The organism is Dyella sp. CR10, from assembly GCF_055814425.1.
Genome location: NZ_CP185986.1, coordinates 2,465,943 through 2,482,158, shown reverse-complemented (window position 1 = coordinate 2,482,158; position 16,216 = coordinate 2,465,943). Strand labels below are relative to the sequence as shown.

14 protein-coding genes are annotated in these 16,216 nt (G+C 67.2%); 7 read left to right on the top strand and 7 right to left on the bottom strand.

Translation table 11 applies throughout. The features are described from left to right. The 3 genes from cysI to ACNR9O_RS11095 are packed head-to-tail and all read left to right on the top strand — an operon-like array spanning position 1 to position 4,196. On the top strand, positions 1-1,686 hold the full coding sequence (gene cysI, locus ACNR9O_RS11105; RefSeq protein WP_473680560.1) for an assimilatory sulfite reductase (NADPH) hemoprotein subunit: 1,686 nt from the start codon (positions 1-3) through the stop codon (positions 1,684-1,686). Further along, positions 1,683-2,405 (top strand): phosphoadenylyl-sulfate reductase, encoded by a 723-nt coding sequence (locus ACNR9O_RS11100; protein WP_473680562.1) that lies wholly within the window; start codon positions 1,683-1,685, stop codon positions 2,403-2,405. The genes cysI and ACNR9O_RS11100 overlap by 4 nt, the downstream gene beginning before the upstream one ends. Before the next feature lie 33 nt (positions 2,406-2,438). Continuing rightward, entirely contained in the window at positions 2,439-4,196 is a 1,758-nt protein-coding gene (locus tag ACNR9O_RS11095) for a bifunctional sulfate adenylyltransferase/adenylylsulfate kinase (RefSeq protein ID WP_473680564.1), read from the top strand. Positions 4,197-4,376: 180 nt separating this feature from the next. On the opposite strand, the gene ACNR9O_RS11090 is transcribed toward ACNR9O_RS11095, so the two are convergent. Beyond that, the gene (locus tag ACNR9O_RS11090; RefSeq protein ID WP_473680566.1) at positions 4,377-5,354 is read right to left on the bottom strand and encodes a LysR substrate-binding domain-containing protein; all 978 of its coding nucleotides are present in this window, start codon (positions 5,352-5,354) and stop codon (positions 4,377-4,379) included. Between the two features lie 343 nt (positions 5,355-5,697). On the opposite strand from ACNR9O_RS11090, the gene cysG reads away from it, so the two are divergent. Together cysG and cysK are read left to right on the top strand one after the other, a co-directional pair. Beyond that, positions 5,698-7,128 carry a siroheme synthase CysG gene (gene cysG / locus ACNR9O_RS11085; protein ID WP_473680568.1) on the top strand — a complete coding sequence of 477 codons (1,431 nt, stop codon included), beginning with the start codon at positions 5,698-5,700 and terminating at the stop codon, positions 7,126-7,128. Between the two features lie 66 nt (positions 7,129-7,194). Further along, positions 7,195-8,136, top strand: coding sequence for a cysteine synthase A (gene cysK, locus ACNR9O_RS11080; RefSeq protein WP_473680570.1), 942 nt, complete (start codon positions 7,195-7,197; stop codon positions 8,134-8,136). 196 nt (positions 8,137-8,332) lie between these two features. Here the strand turns inward: cysK and ACNR9O_RS11075 are convergent, their stop codons facing one another. Then, positions 8,333-8,701 (bottom strand): winged helix-turn-helix transcriptional regulator, encoded by a 369-nt coding sequence (locus ACNR9O_RS11075; protein ID WP_473680572.1) that lies wholly within the window; start codon positions 8,699-8,701, stop codon positions 8,333-8,335. Positions 8,702-8,854: 153 nt separating this feature from the next. Here ACNR9O_RS11075 and gstA point away from each other — a divergent pair, with 153 nt between their 5' ends. After that, positions 8,855-9,475, top strand: coding sequence for a glutathione transferase GstA (gene gstA / locus ACNR9O_RS11070; RefSeq protein ID WP_473680574.1), 621 nt, complete (start codon positions 8,855-8,857; stop codon positions 9,473-9,475). Between the two features lie 55 nt (positions 9,476-9,530). On the opposite strand, the gene purB is transcribed toward gstA, so the two are convergent. Further along, positions 9,531-10,898, bottom strand: coding sequence for an adenylosuccinate lyase (purB, locus tag ACNR9O_RS11065; protein ID WP_473680576.1), 1,368 nt, complete (start codon positions 10,896-10,898; stop codon positions 9,531-9,533). A 136-nt stretch (positions 10,899-11,034) separates the two neighbouring features. On the opposite strand from purB, the gene ACNR9O_RS11060 reads away from it, so the two are divergent. Continuing rightward, positions 11,035-12,432 (top strand): class II fumarate hydratase, encoded by a 1,398-nt coding sequence (locus ACNR9O_RS11060; RefSeq protein ID WP_473680578.1) that lies wholly within the window; start codon positions 11,035-11,037, stop codon positions 12,430-12,432. 109 nt (positions 12,433-12,541) lie between these two features. On the opposite strand, the gene ACNR9O_RS11055 is transcribed toward ACNR9O_RS11060, so the two are convergent. The 4 genes from ACNR9O_RS11055 to ACNR9O_RS11040 form a co-directional block, all read right to left on the bottom strand. After that, positions 12,542-13,075 (bottom strand): DUF2884 family protein, encoded by a 534-nt coding sequence (locus ACNR9O_RS11055; RefSeq protein ID WP_473680580.1) that lies wholly within the window; start codon positions 13,073-13,075, stop codon positions 12,542-12,544. A gap of 30 nt (positions 13,076-13,105) precedes the next feature. Continuing rightward, positions 13,106-14,365: a serine hydrolase domain-containing protein gene (locus ACNR9O_RS11050; protein WP_473680582.1), complete on the bottom strand. Its 1,260-nt coding sequence runs from the start codon at positions 14,363-14,365 to the stop codon at positions 13,106-13,108. Between the two features lie 147 nt (positions 14,366-14,512). Next, on the bottom strand, positions 14,513-15,187 hold the full coding sequence (locus ACNR9O_RS11045) for a YggN family protein (protein ID WP_473680584.1): 675 nt from the start codon (positions 15,185-15,187) through the stop codon (positions 14,513-14,515). A gap of 25 nt (positions 15,188-15,212) precedes the next feature. Continuing rightward, complete coding sequence (locus ACNR9O_RS11040) at positions 15,213-16,181, bottom strand: hypothetical protein (RefSeq protein WP_473680586.1); 969 nt, start codon at positions 16,179-16,181, stop codon at positions 15,213-15,215. Between the last annotated feature and the right edge of the window lie 35 nt (positions 16,182-16,216).

Sequence of the window (16,216 nt, the reverse complement as noted above, 5' to 3'; positions counted from 1 at the left end):
ATGAGCGCACTCTCCGATTTCGAACGCATCAAGGCCGACAGCCGCTTCTTGCGCGGCACCATCGCCGAGGGGCTGGCCGATCCCGTCACCGGCGCGATCAGCGACGACGACGGCAAGCTGCTCAAGTTTCATGGCAGCTACCAGCAAGACGATCGCGACCTGCGCGAGGAGCGCCGCCGGCAGAAGCTGGAGCCCGCCTATTCGTTCATGCTGCGCGCGCGCTTGCCCGGCGGCGTGGTGACGCCGGCGCAATGGCTGGCGTTCGACCGCCTCGCGCGCGAGCACGCCAACGGCACGCTGCGCATCACCACGCGGCAGACCTTCCAGTGGCACGGCATTATCAAGCGGAAGCTCAAGCCCACCATCGCCGCCATCCATGCCAGCCTCGCCAGCACCATCGCGGCCTGCGGCGACGTGGTGCGCAACGTGGTGAGCACGGCCAACCCCGTCGAAACGCAGGCGCACGCCGACGCCTACGCCTGGGCGGCCAGGCTTTCCGACGGCCTGGCGCCGCGCTCGCGCGCCTATCACGAGATCTGGCTGGACGGCCACGCGCTGGTCGGCGAGCCCGAGGCGGAGCCGCTGTACGGCACCACGTATCTGCCGCGCAAATTCAAGATCGGCCTGGCCATCCCGCCGTTGAACGATGTCGACGTGTTCGCCCAGGACCTGGGCCTGATCGCGATCGTCCAGAGCGGCGAGCTGCGTGGGTTCAACATCGCCGTCGGCGGCGGCATGGGAGCCACCCACGGCGATCCCACGACCTATCCGCGGCTGGCCAGCGTGATCGGCTTCGTGCCGCCGGAGCGGCTGTTCGCTACCGCCGAGGCCGTGGTCGCGGTGCAGCGCGACTGGGGCAATCGCGTCGAACGCAAGCACGCGCGACTGAAATACACCCTCGATCATCGTGGCCTGGACGCCTTCAAGGCGGAGCTGGAACGCCGCCTGGGCTTTGCGCTGGCGCCCGCGCGGCCGTTCCATTTCGACCATAACGGCGATCGCTACGGCTGGATCGAAGGGCATGACGGCCGCTGGCATCTCACCCTGCATATCGAATCGGGTCGACTCGCCGATCGCGGTGAGCGGCGTTGGCTCACCGGGCTGCGCGAGCTGGCCGCGGTCCATCAGGGCGATTTCCGCCTGACCTGCAACCAGAACGTGATCGTCGCCAACGTTCCCGCGCCGGAGCGCGCCCGCGTCGATGCCATCGTCGAAGCGCACGGCCTCGACGGTTACCGGCGACACCGCGCGATCCGCCGCCACGCCGTCGCCTGCGTGGCCTTGCCTACCTGCGGGTTGGCGATGGCCGAAGCGGAGCGCTACCTGCCCGATCTGCTGGGCAAGGTAGAAGCGCTGCTCGCGCGCCATGGCCTGGCCGATGCGCCGATCGTGCTGCGCATCTCCGGCTGCCCCAACGGCTGCTCGCGGCCGTACCTGGGCGAGATCGCGCTGGTCGGGCGCGGTCCGGGCCGCTACGACCTGCGGCTGGGTGCCGACTTCAGCGGTCAGCGGCTCAACCGCGCGTATCTGGAGAATGCCGATGAGGCAGCCATCCTGGCCGCGCTGGAACCGTTGTTCGCGCGCTATGCGATCGAGCGCGCGCAGAACGAGGGCTTCGGCGACTTTCTGCTGCGCGCGGGCATCGTCGAAAGCTCGCGGCGCATTCCGCTGGAGTTGACGGCATGAACGGCGCCACGCTGGAGGCGGCCCTGCACGATGATCGCGCCCTGGCCGAACTCGACGCGTGGCTCGGTGAGCGAAGCGCGGAACAGCGCGTGGCCTGGGCGCTCGAACATGCGCCGGGCGCGCACGCGCTGTCGTCCAGTTTTGGTGCGCAGGCGGCAGTGTCGCTGCATCTGTTGACGCAGCAGCGGCCGGAGCTGCCGGTGATTCTGATCGACACCGGTTATCTGTTTCCCGAGACCTATCGCTTCGTCGACGAGCTGAGCGAGCGCCTGTCCCTCAACCTCAAGGTGTACCGCGCGCCGCTGGGCACGGCCTGGATGGAATCGCGCCATGGCCGGCTGTGGGAGCAGGGCGTCGAAGGGATCGATCGCTACAACCGGTTGCGCAAGGTCGAGCCGATGCAGCGCGCGCTGCAGGAGCTGGGCATCGGCAGCTGGTTCGCCGGCCTGCGCCGCAGCCAGTCGCGCAGCCGCGAAGCGATTCCGTTCCTGCAGCGCCGGCACGGACGCTGGAAGTTCCATCCGCTCGCCGACTGGAGCGACCGCGACGTAGGCCTCTACCTGCAGCGCCATGGCCTGCCGTATCACCCGCTGTGGGAACAGGGCTACGTCTCGATCGGCGACACCCATACCACTCGGCGCTGGGAGCCGGGCATGGATCCGGAAGACACGCGTTTCTTCGGTCTCAAGCGCGAGTGCGGCATCCACGACCTCGCCTGACCGTTCCACCACTCCGATACCAAGAAAGCCATCATGAGCCAGAGCGCACTTGCCACCCTCGCCGACGACGTCGAACTCGCGTCGTTGATCGCCCCGCACGGGGGCACCCTCAAGGATCTGTATCTGCCGCACGCCGAAGCGCAGGAGCTCAAGCAGCGCAGCACCGGCCTGCCGGCGCTGGATCTCAACACGCGCCAGCTGTGCGATCTGGAATTGCTGCTCAATGGCGCCTTCTCGCCGCTGGAGGGTTTTCTCGGTGAGCGCGATTACCGCCGTGTGGTAGAGGAGCTGCGCCTCGCCGATGGAACGCTGTGGCCGATCCCGATTACCCTGGACGTGAGCGAAGCGTTCGCGGCGCAGCTTGAGCCGGGGGCAGAAGTCGTCCTGCGCGACACGCAGGGCGTGCCGCTGGCCGTGCTTGAACTGGCGGATATCTACCGGCCGGATCGCGAGCATGAGGCGCGGCAGGTGTTCGGCACGATCGACCGCATGCACCCGGGTGTCGCCGAGCTGCTGGAGCGCACGCAACCTGTCTATCTGGGCGGTCGCCTGCGCGGCATCCAGGCGCCCGCGCATTACGATTTCACTGACCTGCGCGATTCACCGCGCACGTTGCGCGCGTGGTTCGAGGCAAACGGCTGGCGCCGCATCGTGGCCTTCCAGACGCGCAATCCGATGCATCGCGCCCATCGCGAACTTACCCTGCGCGCCGCGCAGAAGGTCGGCGCCAAGCTGCTGATCCAGCCATCGGTGGGCCGCACCAAGCCCGGCGACGTGGACCACTACACGCGCGTGCGCTGCTATCGCGCGTTGCTGCCGCAGTATCCCGGCGACAGCGCCAAGCTCTCCCTGCTGCCGCTGGCGATGCGCATGGGCGGTCCGCGCGAAGCCATCTGGCACGCGATCATCCGCAAGAACTACGGTGCCACGCATTTCATCGTCGGTCGCGATCATGCCGGTCCCGGCAGCGATGCGAACGGCAAGCCGTTCTACGGTCCGTTCGAGGCGCAGCATCTGCTGGAGCGCTATCAGGACGAACTGGGCATCCAGGTGGTGGCGTTCCCGGCGATGGTCTATGCCGCCAATCGCGATGCGTACGTACCTACGACCGAAGTGGGTCAGGAAGACGACGTGCGCGACATCTCCGGCACGCAGTTGCGCCGGCACCTGCACGAAGGCACGGAAATCCCCTCATGGTTCAGCTTCCCCGAGGTGGTGCGCATCCTGCGCGAGCGGCATCCGGCGCAGGCGCCGCGCGGCTTCGCTCTGTTCTTCACCGGCCTGTCCGGTGCGGGCAAGTCGACCATCGCGCAGGCGGTGCTGGCGCAGCTGCTGGAGCACACCAGCCGTCCGGTGACCGTGCTGGACGGCGACGAAGTGCGCAAGCACCTGTCGCGCGGCCTGGGTTTCTCGCGTGAGGACCGCGCTGCCAACGTGACGCGCATCGGCTATGTGGCCGGCGAGATCGTGCGCCATGGCGGCATCGCTGTCTGCGCGCCGATCGCGCCCTACGCGGATGCGCGCGCCGAAGCGCGCGCCCTGGTAGAGGCGCATGGCGATTTCATCGAGATCCATGTGGCCACGCCGCTGGAGGTCTGCGAAGCGCGCGACCGCAAAGGGCTCTACGCGCAGGCGCGCGCCGGCAAGCTGGCGAACTTCACCGGGATCAGCGATCCGTACGAGGCGCCGGAGGAGCCGGAAGTCCGCGTCGATGGCGGCGGCGCGGCACCGGCGGTGCTGGCAGGCCATATCCTCGGCCTGTTGAAGGATCGCGGCCTGCTCGGTGCCTGATGCGCCTACTCCCTCTCCCCTCCGGGGAGAGGGCTGGGGTGAGGGGCCGGGCGAAGCGTAGAAGAGGTAGCAGCAAGCAAGCCGCGCCCTGTCGATCTTCTCCCTCGAGCCCCGCCCCCTCATCTGCCTGCCGGCATCTTCTCCCCGGAGGGGAGAAGCGTTCTCAAGACGCAGCGCCTTCTACTCCACGTATCGCTCACGCCAGTGCGGCACCGCGGGCCAGTGCGCCGCTCCGCCGCTCAACGCCCGGCTCACCGTACGCCGTTCCAGATGCGGCGCGAACAGCCCGATGAACTCCAGCGCGTACTCGCGCAGCACGCTTTCCCGCCGCAGCACGATCCAGGTCGTGCACGGCGCGAACAGATGATCGGCCTGCAGCACGCGCAAGTCAGCCGCATCGCCGCTCAGCACCGCCATCTCCGCCAGCACGCCGATGCCCAGGCCGGCACGCACATAGGTCTTGATCAGGTCGGCGTCGCTCGCCGTCATGGCGATGCGCGGATGCAGGTTGGCAGCGTGGAACGCACGCGCCAGCGACGAAGTGGGTCGCAGCGACGAGTCGTAGCTCACCAGCGGATAGACGCCCAGCTCATCCAGGGTGGGCGGACGGTCCAGCTGCGCCAGCGTGTGCGTCCTGGGCACGAGGGCGACGCGATTCCACCGGTAAGCGGGCAACGCGATGCCATTGCCCGGCGGCGCCGAGTCGGCGGTGCTGACGATGGCCAGGTCCACGTGGCCGCCTTCCAGCAGACCGATCACATCCGCATCGGTGGACGGCAGCAGATGCACGCTGACCTGCGGGTACTGCCGGTTCAACGCGGCGACCGCGCCGGGCAGAGCGAAGCGGGCCTGGGTATGCGTGGTGGCCACGCGCAGCGTGCCGCGCGATTCATTGCGCAAGTTGGCTGCGATGGAGCGGATGTTGGTGGCCTCGGCCAGAATCGTGCGCGCCCGTTCCAGCACGTGGCTGCCGGCGTGGGTGATCGCATCGAGGCTGCGGCCCTTGCGGTGGAACAGCTGGAAACCCAGTTCGTCCTCAAGCTGCTTGAGCAGCTTGCTGAGTCCGGGCTGGGTGGCGTGCACGCGCTCGGCGGCCAGCGTGATGTTGAGGCCGGCGTCGGCGATGGCGACGAGATAACGCAATTGAGTCAGGGTCATGCGATGGCATCCTGGAGCGGGCAGGGCTGGGGGGCAGACATGCGGGCGCCGCGGGGGGACATCGCGTGAGCGGGTTCGGCACGCACGTGGCTACGCCGGCCATGGCGGCAAAGCCGGCCGGCGCGCTTGCATAGCGAAGGGTTCGTGCGTTGAACATTTAGACGTCTATACCTCTGTTTAATGATTTCGTCAACGCCGGGTTGGCATCTCATGACCGGGCATGCGGCTCATCACATAACCGCCGGTCATGAGCGTGCCCGAACAAATCATTTGCGTGCGCCTCTGGCGCCGCCTAGCGTCGATGCTTCCTCGTCTGCCGACTCATGCCCTAAGGTTTCGTGCCATGAAGCTCTATCCGCTGTTCGCCGATCTGACCGGCCGCCCGGTGCTGGTGGTGGGCGGCGGCGCGGTCGGCGAGCGCAAGGCAGCGGCCTTGCTCGACGCCGGCGCGGCGGTCACCGTCGGCGCGCAGGCGTTCACGCCGGCACTGCGGGCATGGATCGACAGTGGCCGCGTCGTGGCGTTGGAAGGCGCCTTCGAGGCCGCCTGGCTGGAAGGACGCTGGCTGGTCATTGCCGCCACCGGCCAGCCATTGCTCAATCGTCGGATCGCCACGCTGGCGGCGCAGCGGCGGATCTTCGCCAACGTGGTCGACGATGCGGCGCTGTCCAGTTTCCATGTGCCTGCGGTCGTCGATCGCGCGCCTTTGACCGTTGCCATCTCCAGCGGCGGCGACGCGCCCATGCTGGCCCGCCTGGTGCGCGAGCGGTTGGAGACGCTGCTCGAACCCGCGCTGGGCCCGCTCGCCGCCTTGGCGGCGCGTCTGCGCGGCCGCATCCGCGAACGTCTGCCGGAGGCGAGCGCGCGCCGGCGATTCTACGAGCAGCTGTTCGTCGGGCCGGTGCTGCCGCTGTTGCGACGTGCGCAACCGGCACTGGCCGAAGCCGAAGCGGAGCGCACGCTGGCGACCTCCACGGCAGCCTCGCCGGGATCGGTCGTTCTGGTTGGAGCGGGCCCTGGCGATCCGGGCCTGCTGACCCTGGCCGGACTGCGCGCACTCAACGAAGCCGACGTGATCTTGCACGACCGCCTGGTCAGTGCCGAGGTGCTCGCGCTGGCGCGGCGCGATGCGCAGCGCATCGAGGTGGGCAAGGAGGCGGGCAATCACCACACCACGCAAGAACGCATCCATGCGTTGATGCTGGAGCACGCGCGGGCCGGTCGCCGCGTGGTGCGCCTGAAAGGCGGCGATCCCTTCGTGTTCGGACGCGGCGGCGAGGAACTGGAGTTTCTGCGCGGACATGGCATCGCCTACGAGGTCGTGCCGGGCGTGACCGCGGCGCTGGCCTGCGCGGCCTATGCCGGCGTGCCGCTGACCCACCGCGACCATGCGCAGTCGGTGCGCCTGCTGACCGCACATTGCCGCGGCTCGCATGATGCCTTGGACTGGGCCGCGCTCGCGCAGGAGCGTCAGACGCTCGCCGTATACATGGGCGTGAGCGAGCTGGGCACGCTGCAGGAACGCCTGCTGGCGCACGGCCGGGCGGCCACTACGCCGTTTGCGTTGGTGGAGAACGGTTCGCGTGTCACGCAGCGGGTAGTGGCCGGCACGCTGGACCGGCTGGCGGCATTGGCGGCCAGTCACGAGGTCCGTTCGCCGGCGCTGTTGATTCTGGGCGAGGTCGCGGCGCTGGCCGGGCGGCTGGCCTGGTTCGGCGCGCCGCCGCTGGGCGATGCCGCTACCGATGCGTCCGTCGAGGCGCGGCGCGCCTGACGTAAATTTTCACCTGCCTGGGCGCACTATGCGCCGACTTCGCTTCGTTCCCTTCTGGAGCCTTACATGATCTACGACAGCATCCTCGACACCATCGGCAACACCCCGGTCGTCAAACTGCACCGCGTGGCGCCGAAGCACGTCGATCTCTATGTAAAGGTGGAAGCGTTCAACCCGGCCGGTTCGGTGAAGGACCGTCTCGCGCTGGCGATCATTCTCGACGCCGAGCAGCGCGGGGTGCTCAAGCCGGGCCAGACGGTGGTGGAAGCGACCTCCGGCAATACCGGCGTAGCGCTGGCCGCGGTGTGTGCGGCGCGCGGTTATCCGTTCGTGGCGGTGATGACCGAGACCTTCTCGATCGAGCGGCGCAAGCTGATCCGCGCCTACGGCGGCAAGGTGCTGCTGACGCCGGCGGCCGAGCGCGGCAGCGGCATGGTGCGCAAGGCGAAGGAGCTGGCGGAGAAACACGGCTGGTTTCTCGCGCGCCAGTTCGAGAATCCGGCCAATCCGGCCTATCACCGCAACACCACGGCCGCGGAAATCCTGCGCGATTTCGCCGGACGTCGGCTGGATTATTTCGTCACCGGCTGGGGCACCGGCGGCACGCTTACCGGCGTGGGCGAGGTGCTGAAGGTGGCGCGTCCGGAAGTGAAGGTGGTCGCCAGCGAACCGGCCGGCGCCGCGCTGCTGTCGGGCAAGGAATGGCAGCCGCACAAGATCCAGGGCTGGACGCCGGACTTCGTGCCTGCGGTGCTCAACCGCGACGTGGCGCAGCAGATCCTGCCGATCGACGACGTCGTGGCGCGCGATACCTCGCGCGAACTGGCGAAGAAGGAGGGCATCTTCGTCGGCATCTCCGCCGGTGCCACGCTGGCGGCGGCGCTGCAGGTGGCAAAGGACGCCGCGGAGGGCGCGGTACTGCTGGCGATGCTGCCTGATACCGGCGAACGCTATCTATCGACGTTCCTGTTCGAGGGCGTCAACGAAGGCTCGGACGAAGTGGAGTAGCCAGCTCCCCTCATGCTGACTCCCTCTCCCCTCCGGGGAGAGGGTTGGGGTGAGGGGCCGGGCGGAGCGCAATGCTCCATCTCGCCTCAAACTCAAAAAAACCGCTGCTCCGTAGACGCGCTGCCGCGAGCACCTACCCCTCATCTGCCTGCCGGCATCTTCTCCCCGGAGGGGAGAAGAGTCCCGTGCAGGAAGCTCATCTCAATCGACGGCTGTGCGGCCCTTCCCACTCCGCAATCAACTTTCTCCCCACGCTCGCCAGGGCGTCGATCGCCGGCAGCAACTCCCTGCCTAGCGGCGTCAACGTGTACTCCGCGGATGGCGGCGAGGTATGCAGTACGCGCCGCATCACCAGCCCGCGCGTTTCCAGCTCGCGCAATCTTGCGCTCAATACGCGCGCGGAAATCTTCGGCAGGTCGTGTCGCAGTTCGCCGAAGCGGCGCGCATCGCCGCTGAGCGCCCACACCACGTTGGGCGCCCAGGCGCCGCGTAGCAGTCCGAGCACTTCGACGAGCGGGCAGGCGGGGGGAGGGGCGACTTTGCTTTTGCGGACGGGCAGGCCCATGGAGAAAGATCTCGCGACGATCGGTAACTCACCGGTTACTGGATTTTAGAGGTTACGACAGGTTAGGTGGTATCCAAGAGTAACCATGGATGGCTAGCATGCGCACTCTCCCGCCCACCACTCGGGCGTCTGCTACCCACAAGGAGGATCTGCATGAAGCTTTACTACGCACCGGGCGCCTGTTCGCTCTCGCCGCACATCGTCGCGCTGGAAGCCGGTCTGCCGGTCGAGCTGGAAAAGGTCGACGGCAAGGCCAAGCTCACCGCCAGCGGCCAGGACTACTGGCAGATCAACCCCAAGGGCTACGTGCCCGCGCTCGCGCTCGACAACGGCGAGCTGCTCACCGAAGGCCCGGCCATCGTGCAATACCTGGCCGACCTGAAGCCGGAAAGCGGCCTGGCCCCGGCGCACGGCACGCCGGCGCGCTATCGCTTGCAGGAGATGCTCGGCTACATCAACTCCGAGCTGCACAAGACCTATTCGCCCCTGTTCCGCGCGGAAACTCCGGACGCCGTGCGCGAGGAGCGCAAGGAATACCTGCGCAAGCGCTACCGTCTGCTGGATGCGCACCTGGCCAAGCACACCTGGCTGGTGGGCGAGCACTTCACCGTGGCCGATGCCTACCTGTTCACGGTGACGAACTGGGCCAGGCACGTCAGCTTCGACCTCAGCGAGTTCCCGGCCTTGCTGGCATTCCAGGAGCGCGTCGCCGCGCGTCCCAAGGTGCAGGCGGCGCTGGAAGCGGAAGGACTGGTCAAGAAGGCCGCGGCCTGACAACGAAAAAGGGGCGCGTTCGACGCGCCCCTTTCTTCTTGCGTGGATGTACCGGTCAGATCTCGCGCGCCAGCGGTTCCGCCAGGCCGACATAGCCGCCGGGCGTCAGGTCCAGCAGGCGCTGCTTCGCCTCGGCCGGCAGATCCAGGCCCGTGATGAACTGGCGCATCGAATCCTTGGTGATGCCCTGGCCGCGGGTCAGCGCCTTGAGCTGTTCGTACGGCTCCGGCAGGCCGTAGCGGCGCATCACCGTCTGCACGGCCTCGGCCAGCACTTCCCAGCTCGCGTCCAGGTCGGCGGCGATGCGGTCGGCGTTGACGTTGAGCTTGCCCAGGCCCTTCTGCAGCGATTCCAGCGCCACCAGCGTGTGGCCGAAGGCGGTGCCGAGCGCGCGCAGCACGGTGGAGTCGGTCAGGTCGCGCTGCCAGCGGCTGATCGGCAGCTTCTCGGCGAAGTGACCGAGCAGAGCGTTGGCCAGGCCGAAGTTGCCTTCGGCGTTCTCGAAGTCGATCGGGTTGACCTTGTGCGGCATGGTCGAGGAGCCGACTTCGCCAGCCTTCAGCGCCTGCTTGAAGTAGCCCAGCGAGATGTAGCCCCACACGTCGCGCGCCAGGTCGATCAGGATGATGTTGGCGCGGCGCACCGCGTCGCAGTACTCGGCTACGCCGTCGTGCGGCTCGATCTGCGTGGTGTAGGGGTTGTAGTCCAGGCCCAGGCCTTCGACGAAGCGCTGCGAGAACGCGCGCCAGTCCAGCTCCGGATAAGCGATGGCGTGCGCGTTGTAGTTGCCCACCGCGCCGTTGATCTTGCCGGGGATCTCCACCGCGGCCAGCTGCTTGCGCTGGCGCTCCAGGCGGGCGACCACGTTGGCCAGTTCCTTGCCGAGCGTGCTGGGCGAAGCGGTCTGGCCATGCGTGCGCGAGAGCATCGGCAACGCGGCATTGGCATGGGCCAGCTCGCGCAGCCTGGCGATGACGGCGTCGAAGGCCGGCAGCAGCACCTGCTGCTGGGCATCGCGCAGCATCAGGGCGTAGGAGAGGTTGTTGATGTCTTCGCTGGTGCAGGCGAAGTGCACGAACTCCTTGGCCTGGGCGAGAGCGGCATCGTTGCCGATGCGCTCCTTGATGAAGTACTCGATCGCCTTCACGTCGTGGTTCGTGGTGGCTTCGATGGCCTTGACCCGCTCGCCGTCCTCCACGCCGAACTTGGCGGCGATGTCCTTGAGCAGGGCGACCTGCGCCGGCGAGAAGGGCGGCAGTTCCGCGATGCCCGGATCGGCGGCCAGGGCGAGCAGCCACTCGATCTCCACGTGGACGCGCCGGTGCATCAGGCCGTACTCGCTGAAGATCGGGCGCAGGGCTTGCGCCTTGCTGGCGTAGCGGCCGTCCAGCGGCGACAGGGCGGTCAGGGCATGGGCAGACATCGAGGCGATCCGGCAGAGGAAAAACGGCATTTTACAACGGGCCGGGCCCGTCCCGCCCCGGGGCGCTACTTGGCACCGCCCTAACGGCGGCCGGCCTATAGTGTCCCGATCACTCCAGCGTCAAGGAAACCAAGGCATGAGCCAGTACCGCATCGAACACGACAGCATGGGGGAGCTGAAGGTCCCCGCCGATGCGCTGTACGGCGCGCAGACCCAGCGCGCCGTGGATAACTTCCCCATCTCCGGCCTGCGCCTGCCGCGCGCTTTCATCCGCGCGCTGGGCCTGATCAAAGCCGCTGCGGCCGGTGCCAACCAGGAGCTGGGGCACCTGCGCAAAGGCCAGGCGGCGGCGATCCGCAAAGCCGCGCTGGCGGTGGCGGACGGGCAGTTCGACGACCAGTTCCCGATCGACGTGTTCCAGACCGGCTCGGGCACCAGCACCAATATGAATGCCAACGAGGTGATCGCCCATCTCGCCGCCAAGGCCGGCACCAAGGTGCATCCTAACGATCACGTCAATTACGGGCAGAGTTCCAACGACGTGATCCCCACGGCGATCCACGTCGGCGCCACGCTCACCGTCAGCGAGCAGTTGCTGCCGGCGCTCAAGCATCTGAAGAAGACCATCGAGCGCCGCGCGCGCGAACTGCGCAACACGCCCAAGACCGGCCGTACGCATCTGATGGACGCGATGCCGGTGACCTTCGGCCAGGAGCTGTCCGGCTGGGCGGCGCAGATCGCCACCGCGATCGAGCGCATCGAAGACAGCCTCAAGCGCATGCGCCGCCTGCCGCAGGGCGGCACGGCGGTAGGCACCGGCATCAATGCCGATCCCAAGTTCGGCTCGGCGGTGGCGCGCGAGCTGAAGAAGCTCACTGGCGTGCGTTTCGACTCGGCCGAGAATTACTTCGAGGGCATGGCGGGCCAGGATGCGGCGGTGGAGCTATCCGGTCAGCTCAAAGCGCTGGCGGTGGCGTTGATGAAGATCGCCAACGATCTGCGCTGGATGAATTCCGGCCCGCTGGCCGGCCTGGGCGAGATCGAGCTGCCGGCATTGCAGCCGGGTTCTTCGATCATGCCGGGCAAGGTCAATCCGGTGATCCCCGAGGCCACCGCGATGGTGGCGGCGCAAGTGATCGGCAACGACGCGGCGATCACTCTCGGCGGCCAGTCCGGCAACTTCCAGCTCAACGTGATGCTGCCGCTGATCGCACACAACCTGTTTCAATCGATCGGCCTGCTCGCCAACGTCAGCGTGCTGCTGGCGGACAAGGCCATCGCCGGCTTCAAGGTCAACGCGGCGCGCGTGAAGGAAGCGCTGGACAAGAACCCGATCCTGGTCACCGCGCTCAACCCGGTGATCGGCTACGAGAAGGGTGCGGCCACGGCCAAGCAGGCCTACAAGGAAAAGCGGCCGATCATGGACGTGGCACTGGAGACCACCGGCTTGTCGAAGGACGAACTGAAGAAGCTGCTCGATCCGATGGCGCTCACCAAGGGCGGCATCCACGGCAGCGGCGGTGGCGGCGGCTAAGCGCGCTATCCGTCGCGTAGGTTGGGGTGAGCCGCAGGCGAACCCCAACGCCTCAAAGCGTATGACGATATTGGAGTTCGTCTGCGCTCACCCCCGACCTGCATTTGCGTCAATCCTTCGCACCCTTCCTGCAATCGTTGATTTCTTTGTCATCCATGATCGCGGCGTAAGGCTTGAATGCGGGCAAGGCGGAGCCGAGATCTTCCTGCACGGCCTTGATGCCGGCCAGGTCGTCGCAGATCTTCATCACGTTGGCGGTGATCTGCTGGGTCTGCGCCTCGACCCGACGACTCACGCTATCCGGATCGCCCTTGGCGGATTCGGCGACGCCCTTGAGCGCTTCGCCAGCCACCGCCGCACCGGCCTTGCCGGTATCGATGCCGTGCTGGCGGATCGCCGTGGCGTTGGCGTAGTAGTGGCGCAGCAGGTCCCGTTGGTGGTCGTCGATCGCGATGGTCTTGCCGTCGACGGTCAGGGCGCCGGCCTGATCGATGGTGGCCTTGGGCGCGCCATCGGTGCTGAGCTCGACCACGCCGCCGCGTACCGCGATGCGGCCATGATCGGTCGAGGTGAAGCTGCCGCTTTCGCAGCCGGCGGCGAGGGCGCACAACGCGAGCAACGGGATCAGGCGTGACTTAAGCATGAGGATGTCTTGCTCCTTGGACGTCGGTATTCACGAGGCATGGCGCACGGGCACGCAGGGCGGATGCGGAAGCTTGCGCGCCTCAGGCGTGCGCCACTCGGGGTGATCGTAGGGGATGTCGCTCTCCCAGAACCACGGGTAGCAGGTCGGACCCAGCGTGGCATCGATCAGATAACGGTAGATGCTTTCGCCGTTGGAACTGTTGCTCATGATCAGCACGCAGTCGCGCGAAGCCTGCAGGCACAGCGCGAGGTTGTTGGTGCCGTCGTCGTGGCCGGTCTTGAACCAGGCCGGCCCTTGCGGCGACTGGAACACCGTCACGCCCAGCGCGGCGGACAGGCGGATGCCGTCGTTGTCGTTCGTGGTGGCCGCATCCAGCGTGGGGAACTGCTGTACCGATGCAATGCGCTGCACCGGCTTCAGCCACTCGGCACGCGCCTTCGGACCGAGCCCGTCGCCACGCACCATGCCGGCCAGCAGCTGCGCGTAGTCGCGCGGCGTGGTGTCCATGGAACCTGCCGCGCGCACGCTGCCACGCTGCTTGTGGCCCAGGGGCTTGCCCTGTTCGTCGTAACCGATGGCGAGGTTGTCGGCGAAATCGGCACGCCAGGTCATCGATGTGCGGCGCATGTCGAAACGGTCGAACAGCTGCTTCTCCATCAACTTGCCCACATCGATGTCCTGGCCGTGCTCGAGCACGAACTGCATCAGATTGATGCCTTCGCCGGAGTAGGCATAGCGGCTGCCCGGCTCGGCATAGATCTTCAGCTTGCCGTTCGGGTCGTAACCGCTGCCGTCCGGCGGGAAATAGCGGAAATTGGCAAAGCCGGCGCGGTGGGTGAGCAGCATGCGCGGCGTGATCTTCCGCCAGCGTGGGTCGTCGGCGAGATCGGCGTACTTGTCGTAGTCGGGCAGGGGCTTGGGCAGCAGCGTGGCGATCGGTGCATCCAAGTCCAGCTTGCCCTGATCGACGAGGCTCAACGTGGCGTAGGTGAAGGCGGCCTTGGTGATCGAGGCGGCGTACATCACGGTATCGACGGTGAGCGGCAGTTGCTTGTCGATGTCGCGCCGACCGTAGGCGCGCAGATGGACGATCTTGCCGTCCTCGATCACCGCCAGGGCCAGCCCCGGCACGTGCGCGGCCTGCATCAGGCGGGCGACTTCCTGATCCAGCGCGTCGCCGCGCAGTCGGTTGGGGCCGGCATCCTTGGCGTGCGCGGCGGCGACGAGCAGGCAACTGCCCAGGAGCACTCTGCAAGCGGACGAAAACCTGCCGGACGAACCTTCCATGAAACCCCCTCGGCGCATGGTGGACGGCTAGCGAAACGACGCTCCCTTATAGAACAAGGCCGGGCCGGCGTCCCGCTTCCGTGCGGAGACGCCGGCTGGCACAACCGAACAGCCGAAAGAGCGCACCGAAGCGGTGCGGATCGGCGGTCAATCCTTGTCGTCGTCCTTGCCGCAATCGTCGACGTCCTTCTGCGTCATCGTGGCGTACGGACGGAACTCCGGCATCGCCGCAGCCAGCTTCTGCTGCGAGGTGAGCAGGTCGGGCATGCGCTGGCACAGCTTCATGGCGGCGGCCTTGATCTGCGCGGTCTGCGGCTTGATGCGCTCTTCGATCTGCTTGTCGCTCTGGCCGGTCAGCGCACCGAAGATGGCTTCCTTGGCGGCGTGCACGCCCAGGTCGGCGCCACTCGCGCCGATGTCCATGCCGGCTTCGGCGATGCGGATGATGCCTTGGCGGTAATCCACCAGCAGCGTGTGTTGTTCGGGCGTCGCCGGTACCGGCTTGCCTGCGATCACCAGCTCGCCCTGCGGCGTGATCACCGCCTTGGGCAGGTGGCTGTCTTCGTGATGATTGCCCTTGCCGATGTGCACGCTGCCGACGTCGATGTCCTTGGTGGGCAGCTCGCGCTTGGCCTGGTCGATACCCTTCTGCACCTCGGCGGCGATGAACGAAGGCGAGGGCGGTGGCGAGGTTTCTTTCGTCGCGTCGGCAGTGCTCTTGGCGGCGTCGGCGGTGTCGGTGTGATCGGGCTGGCCGCAGGCGGCCAGCGACAGGCTCAGGGTCATGGCCAGCAGGCCGGTGGCGATCGCGGTGCGCTTCATGAAACGTGCCTCCTTTCGTATGGGGTCAGCTGTCGTCGCGAACGCGGCGGAACCAGGTAGCGGCGGCGATCATCGCCACGCCGGCAGCTACGCCGATCCACAGATTGGGCGAAGCGAGCAGTCCGTAAGTATGGCCGGGCGAGAACAGCGCCAGCGGATCGATGCCGTCGTCCAGGCCCGCGGAGAGTTCCAGCTTGCTGTCGTTGTAGATCACGCTGGAGGCGGGGAACACGCTCAGCAGCGAGCGCTGCACGATGTTGCTCCAGAACCACGAGGCGGGCAGGTTGAACAGTCCCATCAGTCCGAACCATGTCACCATCAGGCCGGCCACCAGCGGCACCGCCACCGCCCACAGGAAGGGTTTGGAGCGTGCCCAGGCCGAGCAGAGCATCAGCCAGCCGACCGCGGGGATGGCCCACAGCGCATAGACCGGCAGTGCGCAGATCAGCGACGCGGCGGCCCGCAGCGGGTGAGCCAGGGTGAGCACCTGCCACACGTTGACGCCGTGGAAGGACAGCACCAGCGCCAGCATCGCCAGCTGCAGCATGCCGAACACGATGCCCGCCACCACCGCGATCGCCGGCACCAGCAGCGTGGCGCACGCCACCTTGGACAGCACCGTGCTGGTGTTGGACACCGGCAGCGACTTCCAGAACAGGATGCTGCGGTCACGGCGGTCGTCGTACAGCGAGCCCAGGCAGTAGAACAGGATCACGATGCCGACCACCAGGCTCAGGATCACCATCACCGAGATCAGCGTGACATCCAGCGCCGCACCCAGCTTGTGCAGGTCGCCGGCATCGGCCTTGGCGATCAGCGCCTGCAGGTTGTTGCCGCCGACCGAGAAGCCGTGTCGCGCGCCGATCACTTCGGCGGTGATGATCGCCATGAGGTTGAGCGCCAGGAAGATGCCGCCCGTCACGATCGGCGCCCACAGGAAGCCGCCGCGGTTTTCCCAGTATTCGCGCTTGATGAGCCAATAAAAGGTTTTCACTTGTGTATCCCCTTGGATCCAGCCGTGTGGTCTGG

Bases quoted from the DNA above. Each gene is read 5' to 3' on its own strand.
- cysI (WP_473680560.1), top strand. From the start codon at position 1: ATGAGCGCACTCTCCGATTTCGAACGCATCAAGGCCGACAGCCGCTTC.
- ACNR9O_RS11100 (WP_473680562.1), top strand. From the start codon at position 1,683: ATGAACGGCGCCACGCTGGAGGCGGCCCTGCACGATGATCGCGCCCTG.
- ACNR9O_RS11095 (WP_473680564.1), top strand. From the start codon at position 2,439: ATGAGCCAGAGCGCACTTGCCACCCTCGCCGACGACGTCGAACTCGCG.
- ACNR9O_RS11090 (WP_473680566.1), bottom strand. From the start codon at position 5,354: ATGACCCTGACTCAATTGCGTTATCTCGTCGCCATCGCCGACGCCGGC.
- cysG (WP_473680568.1), top strand. From the start codon at position 5,698: ATGAAGCTCTATCCGCTGTTCGCCGATCTGACCGGCCGCCCGGTGCTG.
- cysK (WP_473680570.1), top strand. From the start codon at position 7,195: ATGATCTACGACAGCATCCTCGACACCATCGGCAACACCCCGGTCGTC.
- ACNR9O_RS11075 (WP_473680572.1), bottom strand. From the start codon at position 8,701: ATGGGCCTGCCCGTCCGCAAAAGCAAAGTCGCCCCTCCCCCCGCCTGC.
- gstA (WP_473680574.1), top strand. From the start codon at position 8,855: ATGAAGCTTTACTACGCACCGGGCGCCTGTTCGCTCTCGCCGCACATC.
- purB (WP_473680576.1), bottom strand. From the start codon at position 10,898: ATGTCTGCCCATGCCCTGACCGCCCTGTCGCCGCTGGACGGCCGCTAC.
- ACNR9O_RS11060 (WP_473680578.1), top strand. From the start codon at position 11,035: ATGAGCCAGTACCGCATCGAACACGACAGCATGGGGGAGCTGAAGGTC.
- ACNR9O_RS11055 (WP_473680580.1), bottom strand. From the start codon at position 13,075: ATGCTTAAGTCACGCCTGATCCCGTTGCTCGCGTTGTGCGCCCTCGCC.
- ACNR9O_RS11050 (WP_473680582.1), bottom strand. From the start codon at position 14,365: ATGGAAGGTTCGTCCGGCAGGTTTTCGTCCGCTTGCAGAGTGCTCCTG.
- ACNR9O_RS11045 (WP_473680584.1), bottom strand. From the start codon at position 15,187: ATGAAGCGCACCGCGATCGCCACCGGCCTGCTGGCCATGACCCTGAGC.